The sequence below is a fragment of the Rhodococcus sp. NPDC004095 genome, assembly GCF_053604015.1.
In genome coordinates, this window is the sequence record NZ_JBSGGS010000014.1 from 86,573 (window position 1) to 100,415 (window position 13,843).

Here is a 13,843-nt window from a genome sequence, read left to right on the forward strand (position 1 = left end):
AGTCACGCCGTCGATCATGCGCCATCTCCGGAGACATGCGCCACAGCAGGTTGTCCGCTAGCGGGGGTACTCCTCGTCGTCGGGTACGTCGCGCGCCTGCTCGACCGCGTCGGCCACGTTGACCTCCTTGGTGCCGACGGTCTCGAGGTCCGGCGAGTGCTCGCGTTCGTCCTCCGGCAGGACGGGGTCCGCCTGACCAGCACGGTCCGCGTCCGTCATCTCGCCGTCGAACATGGGGTTCTCGGTTCGTTCCACGCCACGCTCCTTCCGCCGCTGATTCCAGGCTAGGCCACTTCCCACCCCGTGCACGGGTTCGGCGGACACGCCCGGCCGGGCGCCGCGCCGCGCCGCCCGGTGGGGCAGGGTGAAGGGGTGAGCACTCCCCCGACCTCCCTCGTCACCATGTCCGACCCGCAGTGGCGGCCGTCGCGACGGGCGCCGCTGCTGTGGGCGATCAATGCGGTCCTGATCTGGATTCCGGTCTTCGCGGCGCAGGTGGTGTGGGGATTCGTGGCCCGGGAGTGGACGACATGGCCTCACATCGTCGTGTTCCTGGTGACGGCGGCCGCCGCGCTGGTGCACGTGACGATCGTCCCCGGATGGCGTTACCGGGTGCACCGCTGGGAGATCAGCGACACCGCCGTGTACACACGGACCGGCTGGTTCACCCAGGAACGCCGCATCGCGCCGATCTCGCGGATCCAGACCGTCGACACCGAGCGCGGGCCGATCGATCGGATGCTGGGACTGGCGACGGTGACGGTGACCACGGCGTCGTCGGCGGGTGCGGTGACGATCACTGCGCTCGACTCTCCCGTCGCCGACGCGACCGTCACCCGGCTCACCGAGATCGCGGGCCGCAACGTGGGAGACGCGACGTGACCGGTGCACACCCGATGCCGCCTGCCCCTGGCACCGCGCCGCCGGAGGACTCGGGTCCCGAGGCGCTGGCCGCCGAGCAGGATCAGCCCTGGCTGCGGTTGGACAAGCGGATGCTGCTGGTGCATCCCGTCAACGAGGCGGTCAAGCTCCTTCCGGTACTGCTGGCCTCGGTGGTCGTCGGCAGTCAGAGCGGAAACCATGCGTGGGGGCTGATCGCCCTGACGGTGCTGGTGGCGTACGCGATCGCACGCTGGCTGACCACCAGCTACCGGATCGGCCCGGTGCACGTGCAGCTACGGACCGGGGTGTTCCAGAAGAAGCTGCTCTCCGTCCCACGCAACCGGATCCGCTCGGTGGACGTGGAAGCCGGTCTGCTGCACCGGATCCTGGGCCTGTCCGTGGTCCGGATCGGCACCGGGCAACGAGCCGAGCGGGCAGGCGATTCGACCCGGTTCGAACTCAACGCCCTCGACGCCCGGCTGGTTCCGGCGCTGCGTGAGGCACTGCTGCTCGCCCGGCACCCGGACCCGGCGGCCGCCGCCGCCCAGGACGAGGCGACCGCGGCGCCCGCCCCGGCGGTCGAGATCGCGCACTGGTCGCCGTCGTGGGTGCGCTACGCACCACTGTCGACCACCGGCGTGCTCACCGTCGCCGCCGCCGCGGGCGTCGTGTTCCAGTACGGCTTCAGTGAGCGCCTCACCACCTCCGACACGGTCGAGAACGGCTTGAACTGGCTGCGCGGATTCGGTGTCGTCACCGTGGTGACGATCGGACTCGTCGCGCTGCTCGCGGTGGCCAGTGCGCTCGCCTGCGTCCGCTACCTGCTGGCATTCGGTGACCTGCGGGTGACCGACGACGGGCACGTGCTGCACGTCAGCCACGGACTGCTCCGCACCCGGCAGACCACCCTCGATCGCGCGCGCCTGCGCGGTACCAGCCTCCGCGAGCCCCTCCTGCTGCGCCTGGCCGGCGCAGCCCGCCTCGACGCGGTGATGACCGGCATTTCCGCCGGGCAACAGCACTCCTCGATGCTGCTGCCGCAGGCCCCGCGCGGTGAGGCCGAGCGGATGGAGGCCCTCGTGCTGCGCGGCACGGGACCGGCGACGGCGACGGTCCCGTTGACTCGGCACGGTGCGGCCGCCCGCCGCCGCCGCTACACCCGGGCGCTGGTCCCGGTGGCCGCGCTCGCCGCCGTGGCCGGGGTGGCGGCCGCGGCCGGCGCCCCGATCGGATGGCCGGTGTGGACGGTGCTCGCGGTGCTCGCAGTCGCCGCGGCCGGACTCGCCCACGACCGGTACCGAGGACTCGGCCACGCCACGCCGCCGGGGTGGCTCGTCACCCGTCACGGATCCCTCGACCGCAGCAGGCACGCCCTGGAGGCGAACGGGATCGTGGGGTGGACGGTGCGGCAGACGTTCTTCCAGCGACGTGCAGGCGTGGCCACCGTGGTCGCGGCGACCCCGGCAGGCGCCGGGCACTACGACGTCCTGGACATGTCCGCCGAGCGGGCGTGGACACTGATCGAGACGGTGACGCCGGGGGCAGGAGACATCTGGACCAACAGCACCGGAGTTCCGCGCCGCGAACGGTGACACCGAGACCGCGAGTGACCGGTTCGCCGGATTCTGCCGCGCGGAACTGCCAGAGGCTGATAGAGATGGCCCCTGCACCATTCCGCCATCCTCGATCGTTCTCAGGAGTATTCGCGTGACCAACCGGCTACGGTCCACCACAACTGGCATCGCGGCTGTCGCGGTCGTCGCCCTCGGTATCGCCATCGTCCCCACGGCGACGGTCTCCGCCCAGTCCTCGACAGGGTCATCCGCAACGGAGTTCGTCGAGTCGTTCAAGAACGTCACGGGGTCCGTGATGAGCCAACCCCACGAACAGGGCGTACTGCCGGGAGTGAACGAGGACTGCACGCCGTCTCCGGAGCATCCGCGCCCGGTCGTTCTCGTCCACGGCACCGCGCTGAGGATGCAGAAGACCTGGGGCAACGTGCACGATCCGAGCCTGCCTGGACCGCTGGTCGAAGCGCTTCGCGCGGACGGGTACTGCCTCTACGCGTTGAACTACGGCTACGCCACTTCGACGTGGGTCGCCGGCATCCCCGGACCCAGCGGGTGGGGGCACGGCTCGATCACCGAGTCGGCGAAGGACCTGGCCGACTTCATCGACAGGGTGCGCGAGCGGACCGGCTCCACACAGGTCGATGTCGTCGGACACTCCCAGGCCGGGCCCCTGACCCGCCGGTACCTGCTCGCCGAGGGCGGGGCCGACCCGGCGAATCCCGCGAACAACAAGGTGCACACCTTGGTCATGCTCGGGCCGAGCAACCACGGCACGACCTTCTGGGCCGACAATCCGGCCGACGCCAAGCGTGCGGGTGCCTCGATCGCCGGTCAGCAGCAGACGCCGGGCTCGGAATTCCTCACCGAGCTCAATGCCGCGCCGGAGACACTCCCCGGGATCGAGTACACCGTCATCGCGACGACGAAGGACGACCGAGTCTTCCCTTACGAGAGTTCGTTTCTCATTCCCGCTCCGGGCACCGAACAATCCGTCCACCAGATGACGGTTCAGGAGGTGTGCGGCGACCCCGACCTGGCGGTCTCACACGCCAGGTACTTCCCTCCCGGTCTGGGCAACTCGGTCGGACTGCTCGACCATTCGGTCCCCCAATTCCTCGTCCGCCAGGCGCTCGACCCGACACTGCCCGGCACTCCCCCCTGCTGAGCGCCGCCCGGGTGGCGTCGGACTCATCGAAGGTAGCGGCATCCTGGCGGTCGCCCCGGCGCGGGCGACGGCTGGGACCGTGAGGCGCAAGTCCACGCCCACCTCCCGAGTCCACGCCCACCTCGCCGGCCGAGCCGCGACCGCAGGCGATGAAGAGTGATCGACGAAACACCGCTCCCTCTGGCACCTAGTCATTAGTACTGCTAAAGATGACGGCGGCACCGTTTCACGATCACTTCTCAGGAGCACCCGCGTGACATACCGACTCCGCGTGGCCGCGACGACCGTCGCGGCCATCGCAACGTTCGTCGTCGGTACCACGATCGTCCCCTCGGCGACCGCCGCGGCCCCGGGCCGCGCCCTCGGGCCGAAGCAAGCGCAGGGAAACCTGCCGGGCGCGAACGAGGACTGCACGCCGTCGCCGCGACATCCCCGGCCGGTCGTGCTCGTGCACGGCACCGGTGTACCGATGCAGGAGACCTGGGGCAACCTGGAGAATCCGAACCTGCCCGGACCGCTCGTCCAGTCGCTCCGCGCCGACGGCTACTGCGTCTTCGCGTTGAACTACGGATACGCACCGTCGATGTGGATCGCCGGCATCCCGGGACCGAGCGGCTGGGGTTTCGGCTCGATGGTGGAGTCGGCCAAGGAGCTCGCCCGGTTCATCGACGCGGTTCGGGAGGAGACCGGCTCCGCGCAGGTCGATGTGGTCGGGCATTCCCAGGGCGGCACGATGGCCCGACGCTACCTCCTCGCCGAGGGCGGAGCCGACCCGGCGAACCCCGCGAACAACGTGGTGCACACGCTGGTCACGCTCGGACCCAGCAACCACGGAACCACTTCCTGGGGGAACATTCCGGCCGCAGGCACGCTCCTGGGCCACGCGATCGCCATCCAGGAGCAGACTCCGGGGTCACGATTCCTGGCCGAACTCAATGCCGGACCGGAGACGCTCCCGGGGATCGAGTACACCGTCATCGCATCGACGAAGGACGATCGCATCCTGCCGTTCGAGAGCTCGTTCCTGAATCCGGCTCCCGGGACCGAAAGGTCCGTCCAACAGACGACGGTTCAGGACGCCTGCGGCAACCCGAACCTCGCGATCTCACACTCCAGGGTCCTCCCCGGCGTACCTTCGTCCACCGGCCTCCTCGACGACGGAGCGGCGCTCTTTCTCGTCCGCAGGGCACTCGACCCGACGCTGCCCGGCACTCCCCCCTGCTGAGCACCCCCGGGTAGCGTCGGACCCGTGGAAGCCCCGGGCACCCTCGCCGCGATGGACGCCGAACTCGTCGACTGCAGACGCTGTCCGCGACTGGTCGCCTGGCGGGAGAAGGCCGCCGCCGAGAAGCGTGCCGCGTTTCGCGACGAAACATACTGGGGGCGACCCGTTCCCGGATTCGGCCCGGCGGACGCCGCACTGCTGATCGTCGGACTGGCCCCGGCCGCGCACGGCGCGAACCGCACCGGGCGGATGTTCACCGGCGACCGCAGCGGGGACGTGCTGTATGCGGCGCTGCACGCCGTCGGACTGGCGAACCAGCCGACCGCCGTCCGACGAGATGACGGACTCGTGTTGCGCGGCACCAGGATCACCGCCCCGGTGCACTGCGCTCCACCGGACAACAAGCCGACCCCCGCCGAACGCGACACCTGCCGCCGGTGGCTCGACGAGGAACTACGACTCCTGACCCCGACGGTGCGGGCGGTGGTCGTACTCGGCGGATTCGGCTGGCAGGCACTGCTTCCCGCCCTCACCGCGGGCGGGTGGACGGTGCCACGACCGCGCCCGAAGTTCGGGCACGGCGCGCACGTCGAGCTCGCCGGGGAACGCCCCCTGCACCTGTTCGGCTGCTATCACGTCAGCCAGCAGAACACCTTCACCGGCCGGCTGACCCCGGCGATGCTCGAGGAGGTCCTGCGCGACGCCGGGCACGCGGCCGGACTGCTCCCCTAGGAGCCGCTGCTGCCCAGCCCGTCCAGGGAGCCGCCGCCCTCGGGGTCCGGTCCGGGAGTACCCGTCCAGCCTGCCGGGACATGCCCGAGGCGCACCCGCTGCGGATGGTCCCCGACCTCCACCGTCGCCACCTTCTGCCCGGTCGCGAAGTCGATCGCACTGATCGTGTCGTTCGCGCTCTCGGAGATGACGCAGTGCGTGCCGTCGCCGTTCACCGTCGCCCAGTACGGCTTGCCCGCCGGGACCGTCGGGGTCTCCTGCAGCGTCGCGGTGTCGACGGTCGTCACGTAGTCGTCCATCGTCCCGGCGATGCACAGCCTGCTGCCGTCGGGATTGATCGACATGCCGTGGTGGCGAGAGTCGTTCACCCAGGTGGTGCGGTCGGGGTTGGTGGCCGGGTTCTTGGGCAGTTCCTTGATCCGGGTGATCTTGTCCGAGGCGACGTCGTACTCGACGAAACCGTTGAAGAACGACACCTGGAAATACAGGGTGCCCTCGTCGGGGCTGAACGCCACCGGGCGCACCGAGTCGGAGAGGTCGTCGCGGCCGAACGCGTCGAGCCGGTCGCGCATGTCGATCACCTTCACGACCTGCCAGGTCGCGGTGTCGACAACGGTGATCTTGCGGTCACCCTTGGTGTCGTCCTGCTCCGGCGCGTCGGTTGCGGTGTTGACGTCTCCGATCGCCATGTTCCACAGGTACTGTCCGCCGTCGGTGTAGACGTTCTCGTGCGGCTTGTCACCGGTCCGGAACGATCCGATCTGCTGCCCGGTGCGGATGTCGAGCACGTGGACGGTATTGCTCGTCGACGCCGACACCGCCACCTGGGTGCCGTCCGGGGACACCGCCATGTGATCGGCTCGGTAGCCGGACACCGGAAAACGCCAGTTGACCTTCCCGGTCGTGAGATCGATCGAGACGACGTCGGCGAAACTGGGGCGGGACGCCACGACCGCGGTTCCGTCCGGGGTGGTGTACATGTCGTCGACGTACTGGTCGTGCCCCTCGCCGACCAGTTCCCGGATTCCGAGGAAGTACCCCAGCTTGATCGGGTTGGCGTAGATCTCGTTCAGGCGCTCCTGCTTGTCCGGGATCATGTTGACGCGACCGAGTTTCGAGTAGGCGCCGGTCGACTGGACGACATCCGCGGTGCCCTCCCAGTTGTTGCCGACGAAGAGCACCTCCGTCAGTCCGGCGGGCACGGGGGCCGCCTGCGCCGTACCCGCCATCGCGCCGAGCGCGCACACGGCGATCGTCGCCGCCCGTGTGATCCCGCGACCGGCCAACCACCTTGTCCCCACGTGTGCCCTCCTCGTCCCGATGTCGGCGGCACGCTAGCAGGCACCCCCGAGGTGCGGAGGAACAATCGCGAATCCGGTCGGGCGACCCCGGGGTCAGCGGGCGCGGGCCGCCTGCCCGCGCGCGACCGCCGCGTCGGCGCTCCACTTGAACAGCAGCACCATCGGCGGAACCAGACCGCCGACGAGCAGCAACAGCGCCCGCCAGTCGGCGAGCAGCAGCGAATCGCCGCCGGGTCCGCCGACCATGCACACCAGGAACCCGACGAACCACCCCGCGAGCGGCAGCGCGTACCGGCCGGGCCGGTCGGTCACCGTCCGAGCGCCGAGAACCAGCAGGACGTTCACCACCGCCGCCGCCAGCACGCTCACCGGGAACGGCGCCGAGCCCAGCCGAGCGGGCAGGAACAGCACCGCCAGGATCGCGGTCAGGAACCCGTCGAAGACCAGCAGCACGAGAATGAAGCGGTCGAGGATGCCGCGTCCGGCGACGGGCGAGGCGGAGACGGGGCCGACGGTCATGACTGAAGATCGTAGGCGCCGGGCACCCGGCGTCAGGGCACCGGCGGGTACCCGAGCATCGTCAGCAGGTGCGATTGCATGTCCACGAACCCGTAGAGCGCGTTCATGTACATCTCGTGGTGCATCTGCGAGTTCGGCCGCAACGAGTCGACGAACGCGACGATCTGGTTCTGCACGCTCCAGTTCACACCCGTACCTCCAGCCCCACCCCGGAAACCATGACGTGGATCACAGCCTAGGCGCGGCGGGCGCCGCGGGTCACGCGTTCGCGGTCAGTGATGGAAGCCTGTCCGCTCGCTGTCGTCCGGGGTGCCGTCACGCAGCCGCGCGATCGCCGCCTCGATGTCGCCGGCGAGCAACGCGATCTCGTCACGAGAGACGCCGTGCCGCACCAGCACACGCTGGATCACGGTTTCCTCCCGGTGCGGCGGCAGTGGGTAGGACGGCACCTGCCACCCCCGCAGCCGCAACGCGTCACTCAGGTCGTAGAGCGAGAACCCGGCGGTCGCCGGATCGGTGAGCGTGTACGAGACCGCGGGCAGGCCACCCGTGCCGTCGTAGAGGATGGTGAACGGCCCCATCCCCCGGATCCGGCCGGCGAGGTATTGGGCGGTGTCCGAGCATGCCTGCTGGATCCGGCGATAGCCCTCCCTGCCGAGCCGCAACATCAGGTAGTACTGCGCGACGATCTCACCGCCCGGACGGGAGAAGTTCAGCGCGAACGTCGGCATGTCGCCGCCGAGGTAGCTGACCCTGAACACCAGGTCCTCCGGCAGCAGGTCGGCGCTGCGCCACACGGCCCACCCGACGCCGAGCGGTGCCAGACCGTACTTGTGGCCGGACGAATTGATCGACGCCACCCGATCGATCCTGAAGTCCCACACCAGTTCCGGCTGAACGAACGGCGCGATGAAGCCGCCACTCGCGGCGTCGACGTGCACCGGGATGTCCCAGCCGTGCTCGGCCTCGATCGCGTCGAGCGCGGCGGCTATCTCCGCGACCGGCTCGTAGTCGCAGGTGTAGGTGACACCGAGGATCGCGACGACGCCGATCGTGTTCTCGTCCACGTAGTCCCGCAGCTGATTCGGACGCATCCCGGTGGCGCCCTCCTCGAGCGGCACCTGCCGCAGTTCGACGTCGAAGTAGCGGGCAAACTTCTCCCAGCACACCTGCACCGGACCACACACCAGGTTCGGCCGGTCGGTCGCCCTGCCCTCGGCTCGGCGCCGCTCCCGCCACCGCCACTTGAGCGCCAGGCCACCGAGCATCGCGGCCTCGCTGGAGCCCGTCGTCGAGCATCCGACGGTTGTGCGCCCGTCCGGCGAGTTCCACAGGTCGGCGAGCATGTGCACGCACCGGGACTCGATCTCCGCGGTCTGCGGGTACTCGTCCTTGTCGATCATGTTCTTGTCGAGGCACTCGTTCATCAGCCGGTGCACCTCGTCCTCGGACCACGTCGAGCAGAAAGTCGCGAGATTCTGCGAGGAGTTGCCGTCGAGGGCCAGTTCGCCGTGAATCAGCGCATAGGCGATCCGGGGATCCGAAGATCCTTGCGGCATTTGATATTTCGGGAGAACTGCCTCACTGAGTGGCGTCGAGTAGATGTCGTTTACGATATCGGCGCGATCGCCGACCCGGTGCAGCGCCATCGGTTCGTGTCCCTTCGTGGGTGAAGCTCACACACTGCGGAAAACCGACCTCAGCCTAACCCGCGAACCGGACGATCACACGCCGGAGAACAGGTCGTGCTCGCGACCGTCGGCACCGACCTCGCCGAGCACGCCGCGCGCCAGCACGTAGTGCTCGTCCACCGGAATCGGCTGCACGATGTTGTTCGACAGCGCGAACTCGGTACCCGTCGGCGACACCGTCACCTGCGTGGCGTGCGCCTCGAAGGCAGCCACCTTCGCCGCCAGCTGGGCGCGGACGTCGACGACGGTCGTCACCTGCTCGTCCGGCACACAGGGCAGCTCACCCGGCTCCGGGAGCCGCCAGGACTCCGGGATCTCGGTGATGCACTCGAGCCCCTCGGTCAGCGAGGTCGCCTCGGTGACAGTCCAGTACAGTTTCGCCACGTTCCACGGTTCACCGGCCGCGGTGCCGTCCGGCGACGCGGCGGCCTCGACGGCGGCGGTGACCACCTCGTGCACCCGGATGTGGTCCGGGTGCCCGTAGCCACCCCGCGGGTCGTAGCAGATCACGACCTGCGGACGCCGCTCGCGGATCACCGCGACGAGTGCGTCGACCACCTCGGCACGGTCCGCGTTCACGAAGGCCCGCGGATTCGCCGCCGCCGGGGTACCGGCCATGCCGGAGTCCCGCCAGCGTCCCGCGCCGCCGAGGAACCGGGGCTGCGCCACCCCGAGCCGGCCGAGCGCGGTCGTCAGCTCGAGGATCCGGAACCCGCCGAGCTGGTCGGCGCGGTCGGCGACCAGCTCCGCCCAGGCGTCGCCGATCACCTCGCCCTCCTCGCCCAGCGTGCACGTCACCACGGTCACCTCGGCACCCTCGGCGGCGTACCGGGCGATCGTGCCGCCGGTCGTGAGGGTCTCGTCGTCGGGGTGGGCGTGCACCAGCAGCAGTCGCGGCCGTTCGTCCGTCATCAGTTCTGCTTCCTCGACCAGTCCGCGGCATCGCTGAAGATGCCGACCTCGATCGCCCCGGTGAGCGAGACCCCTTCCACGTCGGGCCCGGCGGCAACCACCGTCGTGTCCTGCAGCACCGGCAGTACCGCGGCCAGCTCCCACAGCCGGGGCTCGGCGTGGGCGATCAGCTGCCCGACGTCGCCGACGCCACGCAGCGCGTCGTCGATCCCCTGCTGCAGGCCCGGGTCGCACAGTCCCGAAACATTGCTCGGCGCAGCCGGATTCGGCACCACTTCGGTGGTGTCGCCGGCCTCCTCCCCAGTGGTCGGGGCGGGCGCCTCGGCGACCGAGGTGTCCGGAGTCTCCGAGGCCGTCACCCCGGGCTCCGCACCACTCGCCTCGTCGGATTCCTCGACCGCTTCCGGCGCCGCCGGCGGCGGGCAACCGTATCGGGACGCCAGCGCCGTCGCCGGGTCCGCGCCCGCGCGCGCCCAGCCGACCACCGCGTCCACCCGCTCGTCGACCAGCGCGCGACCGTACAGTTCCTCGGCCCGCATCGTCGTGACGGTGACCTGCGCCCCCGCACCACGTAGCTGGTCGGCCGCGGTGTTCGCGACCGCGATCGCGGTGTCGTCTCCCTGGGTCGCGCCGATCGTCAGCGTCAGCTGGACGCCGTCGCGGACCAGCCGTGCCGGCGCCTCCGGATCGGCCGGTGCCAGTACCCATCCCGCCTCGGCGAGCAGGCCCAGAGCCTGCTCACGGGTGGGGGCGGGGGGCGCGGTCGGCACGTAGCCGGGCGCCGACGGTGCCAGCACCTGCGCCCGGGCGACCGTCGCATTCGCACCCGACGGGGTTCCGACGGACGCGAGCAGGTCGGTGTTCAGGAGGCCGAGCAGGCCCCGGCGCACCCGCTGGTCCGCGACGGCCGGGGTGCGGCCGTTGAATGTCAGGTCCAGCACCCGCGGCTGGAAAGTGGTCCCGGACCGCACGCCCGGAACCGCCGCGAGCTGCCACTGCAGGGAGCCCGCGGCACGCACCTGCACCACCTGCGCGTCACCGGCCCGGATCGAGTCGGTGAGCTGCGCGTTCGAGCCGCCGCGCCGCATCAGGATCTGATCGGGGGTGGCGGGCCGGCCCCAGAACCGGTCGTTGCGTTCGAGCAGGATCTCGTCGCGTCCCCGGTCGACGCTCTTGATGTGGAACTGCGCACCGGAAACCGGGATGTTCTCGGACAGGCCGCGCGCGAACCCGCCCGGGGTGTCCTTCACCAGATGCGACGGCAGCAGGTCGGTGAACAGTTCCCGCCACGCCGGGTACGGGGCCCGCATCGTGACGGTGACGGTCTTGCCTCCCGCCGACGACGCGATGTCGTCGATCAGCGCGTATCCGGCGGGATCGACCACGCCGGGCTGGCTGACCATCTGCTGCCACAGGTACCGGAAGTCCTCCGCGGCGATCGGCGCGCTGTCCGACCACTGCGCCTCGTTGCGGAGCTGGTAGGTGATCGTGAACGGGTCCTGCGACGTCACGTCCGCGGACACCAGCAGCGACTCGTCCGGCACCCAGTCCGTACCGCCCGGCACCGTCGGGCTCGGGACCGGCCGGAACGGGCTCGGCAGCACCATCGACGTCACCGCCGCGCCCACCGGCGACTGGTCGGAGAGCAGGTGCGGGTTGAAACCCTGCCCGATCTCGTCGATCGAGACCACGACGGTGTTCTTCGTCGTGACCGTTGTGGTGGGTTTCGGGCTGTCGGTGCTCTCCACCGGAGGCGGCGGATTCGCCGTGCAGCCCGCGAGAGCGAGACCGGCGACCAGTGCGGTCGCGATCGACAGAATCCCTCGCACTCACCCGTCCCTTCGTGTGTGCGGTTGCGCCGCCCGTGAGTGATCTCCACCCCGATGAGGGTGCAGATCACTCACAGACGCGAAGCGCAACTCTACAGCGCGGCCTTGTCGCGGGACTTCGCGCGCGAACGCTCGCGGGCGCGCTCGGTCGCGTTGAGGTGCACCTTGCGGACGCGGATCGCCTCCGGGGTGACCTCGACGCACTCGTCGCCGGCGCAGAACTCCATCGCGGACTCGAGCGTCAGCTCGATCGGCTTCGCGAGGGTCTCCGTGACGTCGGCGGTCGCCGAGCGCATGTTGGTGAGCTTCTTCTCCTTGGTGACGTTGATGTCGAGGTCCTCGGCACGCGGGTTGATGCCCACGACCATGCCCTCGTACGTGTCGGCGCCCGGGTCGACGAAGAACGTGCCGCGGTCCGACAGCTGAATCATCGCGAACGGCGTCACTGTGCCGCTCCGGTCGGAGACCAGCGAGCCGGTGTGGCGGGCGCGGATCTCGCCCGCCCACGGGGCGTAGCCGTGCGAGACGGCGTTGGCGATGCCGGTGCCGCGGGTCTCGGTGAGGAAGTCGGTGCGGAACCCGATCAGGCCGCGCGACGGGACGATGAACTCCATGCGGACCCAGCCGGTGCCGTGGTTGGTCATCTGGACCATCTTGCCCTTGCGGTTCGCGAGCAGCTGGGTGATCGCGCCGAGGTGCTCCTCGGGGGTGTCGATCGTCAGCTCCTCGAACGGCTCGTGCAGCTTGCCGTCGACCTGACGGGTGACCACCTGCGGCTTGCCCACAGTCAGCTCGAAGCCCTCGCGGCGCATCTGCTCGACGAGGATGGCCAGCGCCAGCTCGCCGCGGCCCTGCACCTCCCAGGCGTCCGGGCGGCCGATGTCGAGGACGCGCAGCGACACGTTGCCGATCAGCTCGGAGTCCAGGCGGCTCTTGACCATGCGCGCGGTCAGCTTGTGGCCCTTGACCCGGCCCACGAGCGGAGAGGTGTTGGTGCCGATGACCACGGAGATGGCGGGCTCGTCGACGGTGATGGTCGGCAGCGCGACCGGGTTCTCGGTGTCGGCGAGGGTGTCGCCGATCATGATCTCCGGGATGCCGGCGACCGCGACGATGTCGCCTGCGACCGCGACCTCACCGGGCTCGCGGCTCACGCCGACCGTCTTGAGCAGCTCGGTGATCTTGACGTTCTTGACTCCGTCGGCGTGCATCCACGCGACCTGCTGGCCCTTGCGGAGTTCACCGTTGTGGATACGGACCAGCGCGAGGCGGCCCAGGAAGTCGGAGGCGTCGAGGTTGGTGACGTGCGCCTGCAGCGGTGCGGACGCGTCGCCCTTGGGTGCAGGCACGTGCTCCATCAGCACGTCGAACAGCACGTCCAGGTTCTCGGTGTCGGGGGCCTGACCGTTCTCCGGCTGGTTCATCGACGCCTTGCCCTCGCGGCCCGACGCGTACAGGACCGGCAGGTCCAGCAGCGCCTCGGCGGCCGCGGCGGCCTCGTCGTCGAGGTCGGATGCCAGGTCGAGGAGCAGGTCCTGCGCCTCGGTGACGACCTCTTCGATGCGGGCGTCCGGGCGGTCCGTCTTGTTCACGACGATGATGACCGGCAGCGACGCGGACAGCGCCTTGCGGAGAACGAAGCGGGTCTGCGGCAGCGGGCCCTCGGACGCGTCGACGAGCAGGACGACGCCGTCGACCATGGACAGGCCGCGCTCGACCTCGCCGCCGAAGTCGGCGTGGCCGGGGGTGTCGATGACGTTGATGACGGTGACGGTGCCGTCCTGGTTGTGGCGATGAACAGCGGTGTTCTTCGCGAGGATGGTGATGCCCTTCTCGCGTTCGAGGTCACCGGAGTCCATGACGCGGTCGACCAGCTCGGCGCGCTCGGCGAAGGCGCCGGACTGGCGCAGCATGGCGTCGACGAGGGTGGTCTTGCCATGGTCGACGTGCGCGACGATGGCGACGTTACGGAAATTGGTGGTGCTCACGCGGGGCGTTCTCCTGGCTGCTGACGGG

13 protein-coding genes are annotated in these 13,843 nt (G+C 69.9%); 5 read left to right on the forward strand and 8 right to left on the reverse strand.

Annotated features, from left to right (window positions below; translation table 11 throughout):
* Positions 1–57: 57 nt before the first annotated feature.
* Positions 58–255, reverse strand: coding sequence for a hypothetical protein (locus ACWEPG_RS23590; RefSeq protein ID WP_450112969.1), 198 nt, complete (start codon positions 253–255; stop codon positions 58–60).
* Between the two features lie 147 nt (positions 256–402).
* On the opposite strand from ACWEPG_RS23590, the gene ACWEPG_RS23595 reads away from it, so the two are divergent.
* The 5 genes from ACWEPG_RS23595 to ACWEPG_RS23615 all read left to right on the forward strand — a co-directional run bounded on the left by ACWEPG_RS23595 (position 403) and on the right by ACWEPG_RS23615 (position 5,575).
* Positions 403–882: a PH domain-containing protein gene (locus ACWEPG_RS23595; RefSeq protein WP_450113038.1), complete on the forward strand. Its 480-nt coding sequence runs from the start codon at positions 403–405 to the stop codon at positions 880–882.
* Positions 883–896: 14 nt separating this feature from the next.
* Positions 897–2,474, forward strand: coding sequence for a PH domain-containing protein (locus ACWEPG_RS23600; protein WP_452595473.1), 1,578 nt, complete (start codon positions 897–899; stop codon positions 2,472–2,474).
* A gap of 115 nt (positions 2,475–2,589) precedes the next feature.
* Positions 2,590–3,618 (forward strand): esterase/lipase family protein, encoded by a 1,029-nt coding sequence (locus ACWEPG_RS23605; RefSeq protein ID WP_452595458.1) that lies wholly within the window; start codon positions 2,590–2,592, stop codon positions 3,616–3,618.
* Between the two features lie 253 nt (positions 3,619–3,871).
* Complete coding sequence (locus tag ACWEPG_RS23610) at positions 3,872–4,843, forward strand: esterase/lipase family protein (RefSeq protein WP_450132651.1); 972 nt, start codon at positions 3,872–3,874, stop codon at positions 4,841–4,843.
* Positions 4,844–4,894: 51 nt separating this feature from the next.
* Positions 4,895–5,575, forward strand: coding sequence for a uracil-DNA glycosylase (locus tag ACWEPG_RS23615; RefSeq protein WP_452595474.1), 681 nt, complete (start codon positions 4,895–4,897; stop codon positions 5,573–5,575).
* Here ACWEPG_RS23615 and ACWEPG_RS23620 read toward each other — a convergent pair.
* The 7 genes from ACWEPG_RS23620 to typA all read right to left on the reverse strand — a co-directional run bounded on the left by ACWEPG_RS23620 (position 5,572) and on the right by typA (position 13,815).
* Positions 5,572–6,876, reverse strand: a complete 1,305-nt coding sequence (locus tag ACWEPG_RS23620; RefSeq protein WP_452595459.1) for a YncE family protein — start codon at positions 6,874–6,876, stop codon at positions 5,572–5,574. The genes ACWEPG_RS23615 and ACWEPG_RS23620 overlap by 4 nt on opposite strands.
* Before the next feature lie 93 nt (positions 6,877–6,969).
* Positions 6,970–7,395, reverse strand: coding sequence for a hypothetical protein (locus ACWEPG_RS23625; RefSeq protein WP_450112965.1), 426 nt, complete (start codon positions 7,393–7,395; stop codon positions 6,970–6,972).
* Positions 7,396–7,427: 32 nt separating this feature from the next.
* Positions 7,428–7,583 carry a hypothetical protein gene (locus ACWEPG_RS23630; RefSeq protein ID WP_450112964.1) on the reverse strand — a complete coding sequence of 52 codons (156 nt, stop codon included), beginning with the start codon at positions 7,581–7,583 and terminating at the stop codon, positions 7,428–7,430.
* Between the two features lie 84 nt (positions 7,584–7,667).
* Positions 7,668–9,044 (reverse strand): glutamate decarboxylase, encoded by a 1,377-nt coding sequence (locus ACWEPG_RS23635; RefSeq protein WP_450112963.1) that lies wholly within the window; start codon positions 9,042–9,044, stop codon positions 7,668–7,670.
* A gap of 75 nt (positions 9,045–9,119) precedes the next feature.
* Entirely contained in the window at positions 9,120–9,998 is an 879-nt protein-coding gene (mshB, locus tag ACWEPG_RS23640) for an N-acetyl-1-D-myo-inositol-2-amino-2-deoxy-alpha-D-glucopyranoside deacetylase (protein WP_450112962.1), read from the reverse strand.
* Positions 9,998–11,827 (reverse strand): ABC transporter family substrate-binding protein, encoded by a 1,830-nt coding sequence (locus ACWEPG_RS23645; RefSeq protein ID WP_452595460.1) that lies wholly within the window; start codon positions 11,825–11,827, stop codon positions 9,998–10,000. The genes mshB and ACWEPG_RS23645 overlap by 1 nt, the downstream gene beginning before the upstream one ends.
* Positions 11,828–11,919: 92 nt before the next feature.
* Complete coding sequence (gene typA / locus ACWEPG_RS23650; protein ID WP_450112960.1) at positions 11,920–13,815, reverse strand: translational GTPase TypA; 1,896 nt, start codon at positions 13,813–13,815, stop codon at positions 11,920–11,922.
* Positions 13,816–13,843 lie beyond the last annotated feature (28 nt).